Consider the following 15,543-nt stretch of genomic DNA (forward strand, 5'->3'; position numbering starts at 1 on the left):
GCGCACCCCGGACGTGGAAGGGCGGGCGGGGTGCCGATGCACCCTGCCCGCCCTGGAGACTACTGCGCGTCGGGCCTGCGGTCGCGCTCGACCGGGTCGACCAGCGGGTCGGCGGTGTGCGCGGCGTCGCGCTCGCCGAAGGCGGGCGACTCGACGGCCGCCACGGACTCGGCCTCGTCCTCGTCGGCGACGACCGCGTTCTCGGTCGGGTCGATGAGGCGGGCGATGGCCTGGCGGTGGATCGTCAGGAGCGTCCCGGGGGTCGACTCGATGACGATCTTGTTCTCGTCGTCGTCGATCGAGACGACGGTGCCGAACAGGCCGGAGCCGGTCATCAGCTCGACACCGGGGACCAGCCCGGACTTCATCTTCTCCGCGTCGCGCTGCCGCTTCTTGTTGTTGCGGAACATGAAGATGATCATCACGGCGAGAAGCAGGACGAGCAGGATGATCGTCGGATCCATGGGTGAGCCTTCCGGAGTTGAGGGTGATCCGCCGCGCACACAAGGGGTGGCGCATGCGGATCGAGCGGCCCGTCGGGCCTTGAAGATTATAGGTCATCTCCGAACAGGGGCCGCTGGGAGGCCGAGGCGGCTCCCCCGCGCGGATCCACGCCGAAGTGCCGGTACGCGGCCGGGGTCGCGACGCGCCCGCGCGGAGTTCGGGTGAGCAGCCCGATCCGGACGAGGAACGGCTCGACGACCGCCTCGACCGTCTCCGCCTCCTCGCCGACGGAGACTGCGAGCGTGTTGAGGCCGACCGGTCCGCCGTCGAAGCGGGTGAGCACGATGTCCATCACGGCGCGGTCGAGGCGGTCGAGGCCGAGCTCGTCGACGTCGTAGAGGTCGAGTGCGGCGCGGACCGCGGTGACGTCGGCGCGACCGCCGTGCACGAGCGCGAAGTCGCGGACCCGGCGCAGCAGGCGGTTCGCGATGCGCGGGGTGCCCCGGCAGCGGCCGGCGATCTCGGCGACCGCCTCGCCGTCGATGTCGAGGTCGAGCAGCCGCGCGGCGCGGGTGAGCACCTGGCGCAGCTCGTCCTCGGCGTAGAACTCGAGGTGGGCGGTGAAGCCGAACCGGTCGCGAAGCGGATTCGGCAGGAGGCCCGAGCGCGTGGTCGCGCCGACGAGGGTGAACGGCGCGAGATCCAGCGGGACGGAGGTCGCGCCGGCGCCCTTGCCGACCATGATGTCGATCCGGAAGTCCTCCATCGCGAGGTAGAGCATCTCCTCCGCGGAGCGCGCCATCCGGTGGATCTCGTCGATGAAGAGGATCTCGCCGGGCAGCAGCGAGGAGAGCACGGCGGCCAGATCACCGGCGTGCTGGATCGCGGGGCCGCTGGACATCCGCAGCGGCGAGGAGCTCTCCTCCGCCACGATCATCGCGAGGGTGGTCTTGCCGAGGCCGGGCGGGCCGGCCAGCAGGATGTGGTCGGGCGTGCGGCCCTGCATCGCCGCCGCCTTGAGCAGCAGCTCGAGCTGGCCGCGGACCTTGCGCTGGCCGACGAACTCACCGAGGTTCTTCGGGCGGAGCGCGCCCTCGAAGGCGATCTCGGCCTCGGAGGCGACCTCGGGGCCCATCACGTCGTCGCCGCTCACGAGCGCGCCGCCGGACCGAGCCGGGCCAGGGCGAGGCGGAGCAGGGACTGCACGCTCGCGGCGTCGGACGCCTGGGCGTCGAGCAGGATCTCGTCGACGACCTCGGCGGCGACGCGCTCGGGCCAGCCGAGGCCGACGAGGGCCGAGAGCACGCTCTGCGCGGCCGTCGCACCCGGCCCGGAGCCGCGGGCGGCGCGCGGGCGGACGGCGAGCTTGCCCGCGAGCGACAGGATGATGAGCTTCGCGGTCTTGGGACCGATGCCGGAGACCTTGCGGAAGACGGCGTCGTCCTCGTCGGCGACGGCCTGGGCGATGCGCTCGGGCTCCACCGAGCCGAGCACGCCGAGCGCGGACTTGGGGCCGACGCCGGTGACGCCGATCAGCAGCTCGAAGATCTCGAGCTGCTCCTCGTCCGGGAAGCCGTAGAGGGTCAGCGAGTCCTCGCGGACGATCAGCGTCGTCGTCAGCACGGTCTCGTCGCCGACCCGCAGCTCGAGCGCGTGCTGCGGCGTGACGTTGACCGCGTAGCCGACGCCGTGGACGTCGACGACGGCGAGGCTCCCGCGAGCGGAGAGGACGGTGCCGCGGAGGGAGGAGATCACCGCGTCAGTCTAGAGGCTCGAACAGGCGTTCGAGTGGCGGCCTCCGCGGCGCGCCAGGCCCGCTGGGCCGCGGTCTCCCCCTCGGCGGCGGCGGGGCCCGCGGCGATCGGCCCGCGCCAGGCGTGGCAGACGGCGAGGGCGAGGGCGTCGGCCGCATCGGCCGGCTTCGGCGGGGCGTCCAGCCGGAGGATGCGCTGGATCATCGTCGTGACCTGGCGCTTGTCGGCCGCTCCGTAGCCGGTGACCGCGGCCTTGACCTCGCTGGGCGTGTGCATGCCGACGACGAGGTCGCGACGGGCGGCCGCCACCAGGGCGACGCCGCTGATCTGGGCGATGCCCATCACCGTGCTGACGTTGTTCTGGGCGAAGACGCGCTCGATCGCCACGGCCTCGGGCCGGTGCTCGTCGAGCAGCGCCTCGATCCCGTCGCCGAGGGCGAGCAGCCGGCGCTCGAGCGGCGCGTCGGCGGGGGTCCGGAGGACGCTCACGTGCACGAGCGTCGCGCGCCGGTCGCGGCCGACGTCGACGATGCCGACGCCGCACCGGGTGAGCCCCGGGTCGATCCCGAGGACGCGCATCAGCGCGCCCGCCCGGGACGAGCCGGGGTCACCGGGTCACTCCTCGTCGTTCTCGAGCTCGGCCCGGACCTCGGCCGTGATGTCGAGGTTCGTGTAGACGTTCTGCACGTCGTCCGAGTCCTCGAGGGCGTCGATCAGGCGGAAGACCTTGCGCGCCGTCTCGGCGTCGGCCTCGACCTGCAGCGACGCGACGAACTCGACGTCGGCGGCGTCGTAGTCGATGCCGGCCTCCTGGAGCGCCGTGCGCGCCGGGACCAGCTCGGCGGCCTCGGTGCGGACCTCGAAGGACTCGCCGTGGTCGATGACGTCGTCGACGCCGAAGTCGAGGACCGCGCCGAGCACGTCGTCCTCGGTCACGCCGTCGCCGTGCGGGACGGTGATGACGCCCTTGCGCGCGAAGTTGTAGGCGACGCTGCCCGGGTCGGCCATGGTGCCGCCGTTGCGGGTCATCGCGGTGCGGACGTCCGCCGCGGCGCGGTTCTTGTTGTCGGTGAGGCACTCGACGAGCAGCGCGATGCCGTTCGGGCCGTAGGCCTCGTACATGATCGTCGTGTAGTCGATGACCTCGCCGGTGAGGCCCGCGCCGCGCTTGATCGCGCGGTCGATGTTGTCGTTCGGCACCGAGGTCTTCTTCGCCTTCTGCACGGCGTCGACGAGCGTCGGATTGCCGGACATGTCGGCGCCGCCGATCTTGGCGGCCACCTCGATGTTCTTGATCAGCTTGGCGAAGGACTTCGCGCGGCGCGAGTCCTTGATCGCCTTCTGGTGCTTGGTCGTGGCCCACTTGGAATGCCCGGACACGGTGCTCCCTCGGAAATCTCGTTCGTGCGACTCCCTCGGGCGCCGCTGATGGCTGGTCCAGTGTAATCGAGCGCCGGGCGGGGCGGTCCGAGCCGCGCCCGAGGGCCCGAGGACGCATGCCAGGGCGGCTTCGGCACCGGGAAGCGCGTCCGGCTCGTCGGAACCGGGCGGTTCTGCGAGCCGGAGGGGGTTCCACGAGCCGGAGGTCGATCGCGCGGCCCTCCGGCACGGACCCGATCGTCGGGGCGTGCGCTCGGGATCGTCCGATCGAGCCACCGGCACGATCTGCGCCAGCGATGCGGCGCCGCCCGCTCGTCGTCGGCAGAGTGGCCGGCGAGCCGGGTCGCACCCTGCCGTCCAGTCGACGCGAACGAGAACGAGGACACCGATGCCACCCGATGAGCGCCACCCGCACGACGACGAGCGCCGATCCTCCCCTCCACCGGGCATCGCACGGCGGACCGCTGTCACGGCCGCGTGGACGACCCCGGTGGTCGCCGCCGCGGTCACCGCTCCCGGCGCCTCGGCGTCCCCCGCCCCGGTGGGAGACGGAGCGTTCCTGGGTGTGACTCTTCAGGGCTACCGCTCCGGTGTCTTCGTGACGGCGGTCCTCCTCAATGTCCCTCAGACGTCCTTGTCGCCGATCGTGCTAGAGCGCGCCGCGGAGATCCGGATCACGGCGGGGCACGACGTCGCGTACTGGGGATCCGGGATCGTGGCGGAGAGCCCCCGAGCGGGCCGCCTGCTCGTCCCTGCGGGCTCGTACTCGGTCGACGCCATCTACGACATCGCCGGACGACGCATCTCGGTCGCGTCCCCGCTCGGACAGCTGACCTCCGGACTCACTGCCTCTCCGACCGGCTCGTTCCCCGTGACCGTCGCTGTGGTGAGCGGACCGGTCTACCCCGGTCCCGACCCGTCCGTCACGCAGGGATACGGGCTTCCGTCGCAGACCGTCATGATCACGGTCTGACGATCGCCGGCGGTCAGCGCGGCAGCTGGGAGAGGACGCGGTCGGCCTCCGACGCGTCGCCGGTCCGGAAGGTCGGGCGGAGCGGGCAGCTCTGCGGCGTCGATCGGATCGGATTCCGTCCTCCGCCAGGAGGCTGTGGGCGGACGGCCGGAGTCGCCGCCGAGGCCGCGCTCCGCGGCAATCCCGCCAGGCGGCACGATCGGTGCCAGAGATTCGCCCCTCGTCCCCTCACACCGAGAAGGTGATGCCGGCGCTGGAACGCTCCGCGCGGCGCCTGCGGTTCGAACGAGGACGAGGACCCACCAGGACGCAGGGCCGCGCGGCCGAGACGAGAACGAGGACCGCGATGACGAACGACCCGCAGAGGGACGACACGACCGGACTGGACGGGGATCGTCCACCGGGGATCGGGCGCCGGTCGGCGCTCGCGGTCGCCTGGACGGTCCCGGTGATCGCGGGCGCCGTGGCCGCCCCTGCGGCCTCCGCCTCCCCGCCGCCGAAGGAGGACGGCACCTTCCTCGGCGTCTGGCTCGCCTCCCTCGGCGGCGAGTCCCCGCGGGCCTTCCGCGTCGAGGTGTACCTCAACGGGACCGGGACTCCGGGGACCCAGGTCGTCCTCCCCCAGGACGCGGTTGTGCGCGTCGACTCACCGGACCACGACGTCGCCGTCTGGCCGGACGGGATCGTTCCCGAGGGGCCTCGGGCCGGCACGATCACGATCCCCGCCGGGGTCTACCCCACCGTCGAGACCTACACGGTCCGCACCAGGAGCGTGGTGGTCACCGCCCCGTACCCGGGGCCTCAGACCGTGTGCGAGCTCGCCGCCGATCCGCGGGGACGATTCGCAGTGGAGGCGAAGGTGACCCGGGGACCCACCTACCGAGGTCCCGACCCGTACGCGACCGGCATCCACGGCCGCCCGTCCGCGGTGGCCGTCCTCACGTTCTGAGAGGCGTTCCGGCACGCTCGAACCGGTCGATTCCGCACGCCGGAGAGTGTTCCGCGCGCCGGAGATCAGCCGCGCGGCTCTCCGGCACGAGGAGCTGCGTCCGGCACGTCCGAACGGACCGATCCAGCGAGCCGGGGGATGTTCCACGAGCCCGAGGTCCGCCCCGCGGCCCCTGGCACCGACGTGCAGGATCCGCGCGCTCGGGATCGTCCGATCGAGCCACCGGCACGATCTGCGCCACCGATTCGGCGCTCACGGCCCCTCGTCGGCAGAGTGGCCAGCGAGCCGGGCAGCTCTCTGCCGTCCGGTCGCCGCGAGCGAGAACGAGGACCGATGACACCCGACGAGCACCCCCCGCACGACGACGAGCTCCGATCGCCCCCTTCGCCCGGAGTCGCGCGGCGGACCGCGGTCATGGCCGCGTGGACGACCCCGGTGGTCGCCGCCGCGGTCGCGGCACCCGGAGCCTCGGCGTCACCTGCGCCGGTGACCGCCTCCACCTTCGTCGGGGTGAAGGTCTCGACATACGTCGTCGGCACCTTCGGCGTCACCGCCTACATCAACATGATCGGAACCACCGGGTCGACCGTCCAGCTGAACGAGGAGACGTGGGTCGACATCGCGACCGACCAGGACGTCTCGCACTGGGACACCGGGCTCATGGCGATCGGCCCCCGGGCCGCCCGCCTGGTCGTCCCCGTCGGCCCCTACCGCGTGGACCGGACCTACCTGATCGGCGGCCAGACCGCCTCGGTCTCCTTCAATGAGACGTACACGTCGAACCTCAGCGCAGAGCCGAAAGGCAGATTCACCGTGTCGGCCACCGTCACGCGCGGTCCCGTCTACCTCGGGCCCGACCCCGGCGCCGCCCAGCAGTTCGGAGCGTCGTCCTCCACGGCGAGCGTGCCGAACTGACCTCGCGCTACTTCAGCAGGCGGGAGAGGACCCGGTCGACCAGGAGCTTCCCGCCGGTCTGGCAGGTCGGGCCGAGCGAGCGGTCCTGCGGCGTCGATCGGAGGAGGTCCGGTCCTCCACGAAGAGGCTGTGGGCGAACGGCCGGAGTCGCCGCCGAGGCCGCGCCCGCGGCGGATCCCGCCAGGCGGCACGATCGATGCCAGAGATTCGCCGCTCGCCCTCTCCCCTCGGGAAGGTGATGCAGGCGCAGGAACGCTCCGCGCGGCCCCGCGATTCGAATGAGGACGAGGACACACCATGACGCAGGACCACCACCACGACGACGGTCTCCGCTCGTCTCAGCCCCCGGGCATCGCGCGCCGCACCGCCGTCGCCGCCGCATGGACCACCCCGGTCGTCGCCGCCGCTGTCGCGGCTCCCGGCGCCACCGCGTCACCCGCACCGGTAGGCACCGGGACCTTCGCCGGCCTCATCCTGTCGAGGGTCTACCCCCGCAGCTTCCAGACCAGGGTCATCGTGAACGGGGACCGGACCGCCACCGGGCAGATCGTGCTCGCGGAGGACGTCGAGGTCAGGATCACGGTCGAACACGACGTCGAGTCCTGGGGGACCGGCGTCGTACCCGAGGGACCCCGCTCCGGGCGCTTCCTGTTCCCCGCCGGATCGTACCCGGCCATCGAGAGCTACCCCTTCGGCACCACTCTCATCTGGGTCTCCTTCTCCTCCAGGCCCCCGGTGACACGCCTCAGTGCCAGTCCGACGGGCGCGTTCTCCGCGACGATCGCCATCGTGCGAGGGCCGGTCTTCCCGGGCCCGGATCCCTCCGCGACCCGAGGATGGGGTCTGCCGTCCGCCACCAGCACCATCGACGTCTGACCGGAGCTCCTCCGCTCCGAGCCGAGCCGAGGAGGACGTCCTCGGCGGCGAGCGCGTCGAGCCGATGGCGCGCTACTTCAGCAGGCGGGAGAGGACCCGGTCGGCCAGCGGCTTCCCGCCGGTCTGGCAGGTGGGGCAGTACTGCAGCGTCGAGTCGGAGTAGATCACCTGGCGGATCGTGTCGCCGCAGACCGGGCAGGCCTCGCCGGTGCGGCCGTGCACGCGCATCCCGAGCTTCTTCTCGCGCTTGAGATCGGCGGCGTGCAGGCCCTCGGCACGGCCGAGCGCCTCCTCCAGGGTGTAGTGCAGGGCGGTGAACAGGCGGTCGAGCTCGTCCGGCGTGAGTGTCGCCGGCTTGAACGGCGACATCTTCGCGACGTGCAGGATCTCGTCGGAGTAGGCGTTGCCGATGCCCGCGATCCGGGACTGGTCGCGGAGGACGCCCTTGAGCTGGGCGCGACCGGCGGTGGCCAGGATCGCGCCGAGGATCTCACGGGTGAACTCGGGGTCGAGCGGATCCGGCCCGAGCCGCTCGACGCCCGGCACGTCCCGCGGATCCGCCACGATCGAGATCGCCAGGCTCTTCTTCGTGCCGGCCTCGGTGATGTCGAAGCCGGAGCCGTCGTCGAGGATCAGGCGCGCGGCGAGCGGGCCGCGGCCCGGCTTCACCGGCGCGGTCGGCCGCTCGGGCCGCCAGCGCACCCAGCCCGCGCGCGCCAGGTGCAGCAGCACGTGCACGTCGCCTATCGCGAGATCGAGGAACTTGCCGTGCCGGCTCACCCCGTGCACCGTCTCCCCCGCGAGCGAGGACGGCGGGATCGCGACGGTCTTCAGCGCGGAGATCGCGAACACGTCGAGTCGCTCCAGCACGCGGCCGCCGAGGCGCTCGTCGAGGTCGCGGGCGAGCGCGTGCACTTCGGGGAGTTCGGGCATCCCCCTACTGTGCCGTGCCGAGGCGATCGGCGGCGACCCTCAGGAGGAGCCGCCGATGGTCGCAGTAGAGGAGCACGGCGCACATCGGTATGTCGGATCCCGCCAGCGCACATCGGCCGCGCCACGGGTTCGTCGGTGCAGGCGCTCAGCCGTCAGGCTCTCGGTGGCCCGGCGCGCTCGCACCGCGCTGCAGACGACCCACGACGAGGAGCACCACGATGATCGGCCGCCACCACGACCACCCCGACCACATCTGTCGAGGCACGTCAGATCCGGACGGCTGCGAGAGCGGCGTCGACCGCAAGGCGTCGCCCCGAGTCGCGCGGCGCTCCTCAGCGGCGGTCGTCTCGGCGAGCCCGGTGATCGCCACCGCCGCCGCACCCGGCGCCCCCGCGTCCGTCCCGCCGTCGAGCGCATCGTCGGGCCGCCACTCCGCCCGGGCAGCGACGCGGGAAGACTCCTCCGGAGACGCCGCGGACACCCGAGGATCCGACCTCACGGCGAGGAACACGACCGTCGAGGTCTGAGCGGTCCCTGCGGGCCCGCTCTCCGTGCGAGCGGGTCCGCGGCCGAGGAGACCGGCGCGCCCCTAAGCGTCGGCGCCGAAGCGGGTGGCCGCGACCTTGCGCAGGAACAGCTCGTGGAACCGGTAGTCGCCGGTGATCTCGGGGTGGAACGAGGTGCCCAGCAGGGCGCCCTGCTCGACGGCGACGACCCGGCCGTCGGCGAGGGCGGCGAGGGCGTGCGCCCGCTCCCCCAGCTCCTCGACGACGGGGGCGCGGATGAAGACCGCGTGCATCGGCGGATCGCCGATGCCGTCGATGTCGAGATCGGTCTCGAAGGAGTCCAGCTGGTTGCCGAAGGCGTTCCGGCGGACCGTCACGTCCAGGCCGCCGAAGCTGCTCTGGCCGTCGATGCGGTCGAGCACGCGGTCGGCGAGCATGATCAGCCCGGCGCAGGTGCCGTAGACGGGCAGACCCGCCGCGATCGCGGCATTCACCGGCTCGGCGAGGCCGAACAGGCGCGAGAGCTTGTCCATCACCGTGGACTCGCCGCCGGGGATCACGAGACCCGCGACCGACGCGAGCTCTGACGGACGGCGCACCAGCACCACCTCGGCGCCGAGCTCGCGCAGCACGTGCGCGTGCTCGCGGAAGTCGCCCTGCAGGGCGAGGACGCCGACGCGGAGCCCCGCGAGGGACCCCCGGGTCTCGTCCTCGCCCGCGACGGGCGCGCTCCCGCTACCAGCCACGCTCGGAGAGGCGGTGCGGCGCGGGCACGTCGGCCACGTTGATGCCGACCATCGCCTCGCCGAGACCGCGGGACGCCTCGGCGACCACCTTGGCGTCGTCGAAGAACGTCGTCGCCTTGACGATCGCGGCGGCGCGCTTCGCGGGCTCGCCCGACTTGAAGACGCCGGAGCCGACGAAGACGCCGTCGGCGCCGAGCTGCATCATCAGCGCGGCATCGGCCGGGGTGGCGACGCCGCCGGCGGTGAAGAGCACGACGGGGAGCTTGCCGGTCTGCGCGATCTCGGCGACCAGGTCGTAGGGAGCCTGCAGCTCCTTCGCGGCGACGTAGAGCTCGTCCTTCGTCAGCGACTTCAGGCGGTTGACCTCGGCGGAGATGGTGCGGATGTGCTTGGTGGCCTCGGAGACGTCGCCCGTGCCGGCCTCGCCCTTCGAGCGGATCATCGCCGCACCCTCGGTGATGCGGCGCAGGGCCTCGCCGAGGTTGGTGGCGCCGCAGACGAAGGGGACGGTGAACTTCCCCTTGTCGATGTGGTTCACGTAGTCGGCCGGCGAGAGGACCTCGGACTCGTCGATGTAGTCGACGCCGAGCTCCTGGAGGATCTGCGCCTCGACGAAGTGGCCGATGCGGGCCTTGGCCATCACGGGGATGGAGACGGCGGCGACGATCCCGTCGATGAGGTCGGGGTCGCTCATCCGCGCGACGCCGCCCTGCGAGCGGATGTCGGCGGGGACGCGCTCGAGCGCCATCACGGCGACGGCTCCGGCGTCCTCGGCGATGCGCGCCTGCTCGGCGTTGACGACGTCCATGATGACGCCGCCCTTGAGCATCTCGGCGAGCCCGCGCTTGACGCGGCTCGAGCCGAACTGCTCCGAGGCGGAGGAGGACGTGGGGGTGGTGTCGGTCATGTTCGCGAGTCCTGTTCTGTGCGGCGACTTCCGCCGACGGCAGCGTCCAGTCTACGAGACGGGGCTGACCGACATCGGCGCTGGACATGCGGGCGGGGCGGGTCTCGAGACGCGGCTGCGCGGCCGGCAAGGAGGGCGGCATGAGGCGGTCCATGCTGATCGAGCAGCCCGCGGAGCGGGCGTATCGAGATCCACCGGCGTCGGGACTGGAGTCTGCAGACTCGGCCTGCTGACGACGGTGGGTCTCGATACGCCCCTGCGGGGCTACTCGACCAACATAGGCAGCAGCAGCGCAGCTGCCCGAGAAGGATGCGCAGCCGCTGCGCGGCTGCTCACTGCGGCTGCTCGACAGGCGCAGGGAGGCCCGGCTAGGGGCGGGGCCAGGCCGCGGCGAGGCTCGCGCGGACGTCGCCGAGGAGCTGGGGCAGGGCCTTGGTGCGGGCGATGATCGGGAAGAAGTTGGCGTCGGTCGCCCAGCGCGGCACCACGTGCTGGTGCAGGTGGGCGGCGATGCCGGCGCCGGCGACGGCGCCCTGGTTCATGCCGAGGTTGAAGCCGTCGTTGTTCGAGACCTCGCGGAGGACGCGCATCGCCGTCTGGGTGAGCGCGCCGATCTCGGCCACTTCCTCGGGAGTGGCCTCGTCGTAGAGCGGGATGTGCCGGTACGGGCAGACCAGGAGGTGGCCGGAGTTGTACGGGAAGAGGTTCAGCAGGACGAACGCGTACTCGCCGCGCGCGACGATCAGCGCCTCCTCGTCGCTCAGCGTCGGCGCGACGCAGAACGGGCAGTCGTCGTCGCCGGGCTGGCCCTTCTGGATGTAGACCATCCGGTGCGGGGTCCACAGGCGCTGGAACTCGTCGGGGACGCCGGCGAGGTGCGCGGAGGACTCGGCGCTCTCGGGGACGGCGTCGTCGAACGGCTCCCCCACCGCTAGACCTGGGCCTTGGTCGCGATGGCCTCGCGGATCCGGGCGACGGCGTCGGCGACGGGGATGCCGTTCTCCTGGGTGCCGTCGCGGAAGCGGAAGCTGACCGCTCCGGCGTCGCGGTCCTTCTCGCCGACGATCAGCTGGAACGGGACCTTCTGCAGGGTCGCGTTGCGGATCTTCTTCTGCATCCGGTCGCTGGAGTAGTCGATCTCGGCGCGGACGCCGGCCTTCTTCAGCTGACCGACGACGTCCTCGAGGTAGGGCAGGTACTCGTCGGCGATCGGGATGCCGACGACCTGCACCGGCGAGAGCCAGACCGGGAACGCTCCGGCGTAGTGCTCGGTGAGGATCGCGAAGAAGCGCTCGATCGAGCCGAAGAGGGCGCGGTGGATCATCACCGGGCGCTTCTTCGAGCCGTCGGAGGCGGTGTACTCGAGCTCGAAGCGCTCGGGCTGGTTGAAGTCGAGCTGGATGGTCGACATCTGCCAGGTCCGGCCGATGGCGTCGCGGGCCTGGACCGAGATCTTCGGGCCGTAGAACGCGGCTCCACCCGGGTCGGGGACCAGCTCGAGGCCGGACTCGACGGCGACGGCGCGCAGCGACTCGATCGCCGACTCCCACTGCTCGGGGTCGCCGACGAACTTCGGGTTGCCCTCCTCGTTGGTGGAGAGCTCGAGGTAGAAGTCGTCGAGACCGTAGTCGCGCAGGACCTGGAGCACGAACTCGAGGTTGCGGGTCAGCTCGGCCGACACGTCCTCCTGCGTGACGTAGATGTGCGCGTCGTCCTGGGTCAGCCCGCGGACGCGGGTGAGGCCCTGCAGGGTGCCGCTCTTCTCGTAGCGGTAGACGGTGCCGAACTCGGCCAGGCGCAGCGGCAGCTCGCGGTAGCTGCGCCCGCGCGAGCGGAAGATCAGGTTGTGGAACGGGCAGTTCATGGGCTTCAGGTAGTAGTCCTGGCCCTGGCGGGTGACGGTGCCGTCCTCGTCCTGCAGCTCGTCGAGGTGCATCGGGGGGAACATGCCCTCGGCGTACCACTGCAGGTGGCCGCTGGTCATGAAGAGGTCGCCCTTGGTGATGTGCGGCGTGTAGACGAGCTCGTAGTCGTGGGCGAGCAGCTGCTCGCGCATGTACTGCTCGATCTCGTAGCGGATGATGCCGCCCTTGGGGTGGAAGACCGCGAGGCCGGAGCCGATCTCGTCCGGGAACGAGAAGAGGTCGAGCTCGTGGCCGAGCTTGCGGTGGTCGCGGCGGGCGGCCTCCTCGAGGCGGGCCTGGTGCGCGCGCAGCTCGTCCTTCGTGGGCCACGCGGTGCCGTAGACGCGCTGCAGCTGCGGGTTCTTCTCCGAGCCGCGCCAGTAGGCCGCGGCGTTGCGGGTCAGCGCGTAGCCGTTGCCGATCATCCGGGTGTTGGGCAGGTGCGGGCCGCGGCAGAGGTCCTTCCAGACCGTCTCGCCGGTGCGGGGGTCGACGTTGTCGTAGATGGTGAGCTCGGCGCCGCCGACCTCGACCGACTCGCCGTCGGCGCCCGCGCCCTTGAGGCCGATCAGCTCGAGCTTGTACGGCTCGGCGGCCAGCTCGGCGCGCGCCTCGTCCTCGGTGACGACGCGGCGCACGAAGCGCTGGCCCTGGCGGATGATGCGGTCCATCGCCTTCTCGAGCGCCTTCATGGCCTCGGGCGTGAAGGGCTCGGTGACGTCGAAGTCGTAGTAGAAGCCGTCGGTGACGGGCGGGCCGATTCCGAGCTTCGCCTCCGGGTTGCTCTGCTGCACGGCCTGCGCGAGCACGTGCGCGGCGGAGTGGCGGAGGATGCTCAGGCCGTCGGGCGAGGAGATCAGGACGGGCTCGATGCTGTCGCCGGGGACGACGTCGGCGGCCAGGTCCTTCAGCTCGCCGTTGACGCGGATCGCGACGACCGCCCGGTCGGTGAAGTGCGTGAACCCCGTGCCGGCCTCGGTGACGACGGCGGCGTCGGCGGTGGGACGGGACGATTCGGGGACGTTCGACGATGCGTTCGACACGCGCGGGTGCTCCTCTGGGGCTGGGGGACCCCTCGACTTTAGTCGTCGGCGCGGCCGCCTCGACGCGGCGACGCGGCCCGGGAGGTGACCTCCCGGGCCGCGCAGGGATTCCCGCGCCCCGTCTCGATTCCTGGCGATCGGGGGCGGCAGTGCTCCCCTGGCACCGGGGCGCGACCCGATCGCACTCCCGGCACCGGGACGATTCTAGGAGGATCGCTGAGGAACGCCCGGGAGAAGATCGAGGATGTCACTCCCTGTGCGACCCCCTTACTGGGGCCACGCACTGGGTTGCCAGGACCGCTATGTTCGGCTGAGAACCACCCGACCACCGGGACCGGAGCGCACGAACCCTGTCGTGCCGCGCCGCCCCGACGCGAGGCCCCGCCTCGACCGATCTGCTCATCCTGGGAGCACGACGGTCACAGCGGTGCCGACGTGGCGACGATGCATCGCGGCCCCGAAACCGCGACGTCCTCCGAGCCCGCCCTGCAGTACCCCCCTTCCCTGTAAACCCGAAATGCAGGTTGATCCTTTGTATGCACCACTGGTGCGCGCCTTCAGCGCGCCCACACGGCTCCCTCCCTCCTCGAGACCCCGTCGCCTCCCCCCGGCGACCCGGCATACGAGCGGCGGTGAGAGCAGGAGACCGCGGTGACCGCCGTCTCCACCGCGGCCCCGACTCCTCAGCGCGATCCGCGCGCCCTCGTCCTCGTTCCGGCACCGCCGGCGGAGGCTTCGAGCTGGCGACGCCGATTCTCGCGGAGGGTCCTGGCCGCGGACGTCTTGGTCGTGCTCGGGGCCGTGTCGCTGGCCGCCGGCCTGCGCTCGACCGCCGAAGCGCGATCCGCCGAGGCGCGCTCGGCCGACCTCGTGGTCGCCGGCGTCCTCGGCGCCCTCTGGGTCTGCTCCGTCCTCCTCGCCCAGCGGCGCCTCGCGCACCGCATCGGAGCGGGAGCGGACGAGTTCCGCCGTCTGCTCTCGGCGACGGTCGCGACGTTCGGCCTCGCCTCCGTCGCCTCGGTCCTCACCCACGTCGACCTGCCGCGGGTGCACGTGCTGATCGCCCTGCCCGTCGGGCTCGGCGGGATGCTGGCGGCGCACGCCCTCAGCCGCGGGCACCTGGCCCGGGAGCGACGGGCCGGCCGCGCCCTGTCCCGGGTGATCGTCGTCGGCAGCGCCGGTGACGTGACGCACATCGTCACGCAGATCGACCGCCGGCGCGGCCGCGTCGAGTACGACGTCGTCGGCGTCGCGCTCTCGACCGCCGGTGAGCGCACTCGCCTCGCCGACCCGCGGCGCTCGATCACCGTCCGGGGCCGCTCGATCCCGGTCGTCGGAGCGATCGACACGATCGCCCAGGCGGTCGTCGAGCAGCGCGCCGACGCGGTGGTCGTGGCCGGTCAGGTGGACGGCGGCGACGCCTACCTCCGCCGGCTCTGCTGGGCGCTCGAGCCGTTCGCGGTCGAGCTGGTGCTCGCACCGGGGCTCAGCAGTGTCGCCGGACCGCGCATCCACTGGCGCCCGGTGGACGGTCTCCCGCTGATGCGGGTGGAGCCGCCGCGCTACTCCGGTCCGCGCCACGCGCTCAAGCGCGTGCTGGACGTGAGCGTCTCGGCCCTCGCGCTGCTGGTGCTCTCGCCGCTGCTGGCCGTGCTCGCGGTGATGATCCGGCGCGACAGCACCGGGCCCGCCCTGTTCCGGCAGCAGCGGGTCGGCCGCGCCGGGCACCTCTTCACCATGCTGAAGTTCCGCTCGATGAGCATCGACGCGGAGTCGCGGCTGGCGGAGCTGAGCGCGGCGAACGAGGGCTCCGGCCTGCTGTTCAAGCTGCGCGACGATCCGCGGGTGACCCCGCTCGGCCGCGTGCTGCGGCGGTACTCGCTCGACGAGCTGCCCCAGTTCTGGAACGTGCTGCGCGGCAGCATGAGCCTGGTCGGCCCTCGCCCGCCGCTGCTGAGCGAGGTGGAGCGCTACGACGACGTCGTGAACCGCCGCCTCTACATCAAGCCCGGCATCACCGGCCTCTGGCAGACCGGCGGTCGCTCCGAGCTCGACTGGGAGGACGGGATCCGACTCGACCTCTACTACGTCGAGAACTGGTCGCTGGCCGGCGACCTGCTCATCCTCTGGCGGACCCTGCGCGTGATGCTGCGCCCGGTCGGCGCGTACTGACGCACGGCCGCTCCCCTCCTTCCTCTCTCCTCCCCTCCGGC

Annotated in this window: 16 protein-coding genes; 6 read left to right on the plus strand and 10 right to left on the minus strand. The window is 72.1% G+C overall.

Annotation, left to right across the window (positions count from 1 at the left end; all coding sequences use genetic code 11):
• Positions 1–59 precede the first annotated feature (59 nt).
• The 5 genes from yajC to EDF45_RS08990 all read right to left on the minus strand — a co-directional run bounded on the left by yajC (position 60) and on the right by EDF45_RS08990 (position 3,578).
• On the minus strand, positions 60–464 hold the full coding sequence (gene yajC / locus EDF45_RS08970; RefSeq protein WP_123735844.1) for a preprotein translocase subunit YajC: 405 nt from the start codon (positions 462–464) through the stop codon (positions 60–62).
• 86 nt (positions 465–550) lie between these two features.
• Entirely contained in the window at positions 551–1,579 is a 1,029-nt protein-coding gene (gene ruvB, locus EDF45_RS08975; protein ID WP_123446196.1) for a Holliday junction branch migration DNA helicase RuvB, read from the minus strand.
• Between the two features lie 14 nt (positions 1,580–1,593).
• Complete coding sequence (ruvA, locus tag EDF45_RS08980; RefSeq protein ID WP_123446195.1) at positions 1,594–2,199, minus strand: Holliday junction branch migration protein RuvA; 606 nt, start codon at positions 2,197–2,199, stop codon at positions 1,594–1,596.
• A complete protein-coding gene (gene ruvC / locus EDF45_RS08985; RefSeq protein ID WP_123735845.1) occupies positions 2,196–2,777 on the minus strand; it encodes a crossover junction endodeoxyribonuclease RuvC in 582 nt (193 codons plus the stop codon). The genes ruvA and ruvC overlap by 4 nt, the downstream gene beginning before the upstream one ends.
• A gap of 36 nt (positions 2,778–2,813) precedes the next feature.
• On the minus strand, positions 2,814–3,578 hold the full coding sequence (locus tag EDF45_RS08990; RefSeq protein WP_123735846.1) for a YebC/PmpR family DNA-binding transcriptional regulator: 765 nt from the start codon (positions 3,576–3,578) through the stop codon (positions 2,814–2,816).
• Positions 3,579–3,966: 388 nt separating this feature from the next.
• On the opposite strand from EDF45_RS08990, the gene EDF45_RS08995 reads away from it, so the two are divergent.
• The 4 genes from EDF45_RS08995 (at position 3,967) to EDF45_RS09010 (ending at position 7,291) form a co-directional block, all read left to right on the plus strand.
• The gene (locus EDF45_RS08995) at positions 3,967–4,551 is read left to right on the plus strand and encodes a hypothetical protein (protein WP_123733040.1); all 585 of its coding nucleotides are present in this window, start codon (positions 3,967–3,969) and stop codon (positions 4,549–4,551) included.
• 346 nt (positions 4,552–4,897) lie between these two features.
• Positions 4,898–5,500, plus strand: coding sequence for a hypothetical protein (locus EDF45_RS09000; RefSeq protein WP_123735848.1), 603 nt, complete (start codon positions 4,898–4,900; stop codon positions 5,498–5,500).
• Positions 5,501–5,833: 333 nt separating this feature from the next.
• A complete protein-coding gene (locus EDF45_RS09005) occupies positions 5,834–6,415 on the plus strand; it encodes a hypothetical protein (RefSeq protein WP_123735849.1) in 582 nt (193 codons plus the stop codon).
• Between the two features lie 297 nt (positions 6,416–6,712).
• Positions 6,713–7,291, plus strand: coding sequence for a hypothetical protein (locus EDF45_RS09010; protein WP_123735850.1), 579 nt, complete (start codon positions 6,713–6,715; stop codon positions 7,289–7,291).
• Positions 7,292–7,363: 72 nt separating this feature from the next.
• Here the strand turns inward: EDF45_RS09010 and EDF45_RS09015 are convergent, their stop codons facing one another.
• Positions 7,364–8,224 carry an Fpg/Nei family DNA glycosylase gene (locus EDF45_RS09015; RefSeq protein ID WP_123733035.1) on the minus strand — a complete coding sequence of 287 codons (861 nt, stop codon included), beginning with the start codon at positions 8,222–8,224 and terminating at the stop codon, positions 7,364–7,366.
• Between the two features lie 218 nt (positions 8,225–8,442).
• Between EDF45_RS09015 and EDF45_RS21030 the strand changes: the two genes are divergently transcribed.
• Positions 8,443–8,751 (plus strand): hypothetical protein, encoded by a 309-nt coding sequence (locus EDF45_RS21030; RefSeq protein ID WP_148060251.1) that lies wholly within the window; start codon positions 8,443–8,445, stop codon positions 8,749–8,751.
• 62 nt (positions 8,752–8,813) lie between these two features.
• Here EDF45_RS21030 and pdxT read toward each other — a convergent pair whose 3' ends face one another.
• From pdxT to thrS, 4 genes are all read right to left on the minus strand, one after another.
• The gene (pdxT, locus tag EDF45_RS09025; RefSeq protein WP_260312159.1) at positions 8,814–9,392 is read right to left on the minus strand and encodes a pyridoxal 5'-phosphate synthase glutaminase subunit PdxT; all 579 of its coding nucleotides are present in this window, start codon (positions 9,390–9,392) and stop codon (positions 8,814–8,816) included.
• Positions 9,393–9,465: 73 nt separating this feature from the next.
• Entirely contained in the window at positions 9,466–10,383 is a 918-nt protein-coding gene (pdxS, locus tag EDF45_RS09030) for a pyridoxal 5'-phosphate synthase lyase subunit PdxS (RefSeq protein ID WP_123735853.1), read from the minus strand.
• Between the two features lie 368 nt (positions 10,384–10,751).
• Complete coding sequence (locus EDF45_RS09035) at positions 10,752–11,312, minus strand: HIT domain-containing protein (RefSeq protein WP_123735854.1); 561 nt, start codon at positions 11,310–11,312, stop codon at positions 10,752–10,754.
• Between the two features lie 2 nt (positions 11,313–11,314).
• Positions 11,315–13,330, minus strand: a complete 2,016-nt coding sequence (gene thrS, locus EDF45_RS09040) for a threonine--tRNA ligase (RefSeq protein ID WP_123733031.1) — start codon at positions 13,328–13,330, stop codon at positions 11,315–11,317.
• Positions 13,331–13,981: 651 nt separating this feature from the next.
• On the opposite strand from thrS, the gene EDF45_RS09045 reads away from it, so the two are divergent.
• A complete protein-coding gene (locus EDF45_RS09045; RefSeq protein ID WP_123735855.1) occupies positions 13,982–15,502 on the plus strand; it encodes a sugar transferase in 1,521 nt (506 codons plus the stop codon).
• Positions 15,503–15,543: the final 41 nt, after the last annotated feature.

This window comes from Rathayibacter sp. PhB186 (genome assembly GCF_003751825.1).
Taxonomy (GTDB): domain Bacteria; phylum Actinomycetota; class Actinomycetes; order Actinomycetales; family Microbacteriaceae; genus Rathayibacter; species Rathayibacter festucae.

Bases quoted from the DNA above. Each gene is read 5' to 3' on its own strand.
- yajC (WP_123735844.1), bottom strand. From the start codon at position 464: ATGGATCCGACGATCATCCTGCTCGTCCTGCTTCTCGCCGTGATGATC.
- EDF45_RS08995 (WP_123733040.1), top strand. From the start codon at position 3,967: ATGCCACCCGATGAGCGCCACCCGCACGACGACGAGCGCCGATCCTCC.
- ruvC (WP_123735845.1), bottom strand. From the start codon at position 2,777: ATGCGCGTCCTCGGGATCGACCCGGGGCTCACCCGGTGCGGCGTCGGC.
- EDF45_RS09005 (WP_123735849.1), top strand. From the start codon at position 5,834: ATGACACCCGACGAGCACCCCCCGCACGACGACGAGCTCCGATCGCCC.
- pdxS (WP_123735853.1), bottom strand. From the start codon at position 10,383: ATGACCGACACCACCCCCACGTCCTCCTCCGCCTCGGAGCAGTTCGGC.
- EDF45_RS09000 (WP_123735848.1), top strand. From the start codon at position 4,898: ATGACGAACGACCCGCAGAGGGACGACACGACCGGACTGGACGGGGAT.
- EDF45_RS21030 (WP_148060251.1), top strand. From the start codon at position 8,443: ATGATCGGCCGCCACCACGACCACCCCGACCACATCTGTCGAGGCACG.
- ruvB (WP_123446196.1), bottom strand. From the start codon at position 1,579: ATGGGCCCCGAGGTCGCCTCCGAGGCCGAGATCGCCTTCGAGGGCGCG.
- EDF45_RS09010 (WP_123735850.1), top strand. From the start codon at position 6,713: ATGACGCAGGACCACCACCACGACGACGGTCTCCGCTCGTCTCAGCCC.
- EDF45_RS09015 (WP_123733035.1), bottom strand. From the start codon at position 8,224: ATGCCCGAACTCCCCGAAGTGCACGCGCTCGCCCGCGACCTCGACGAG.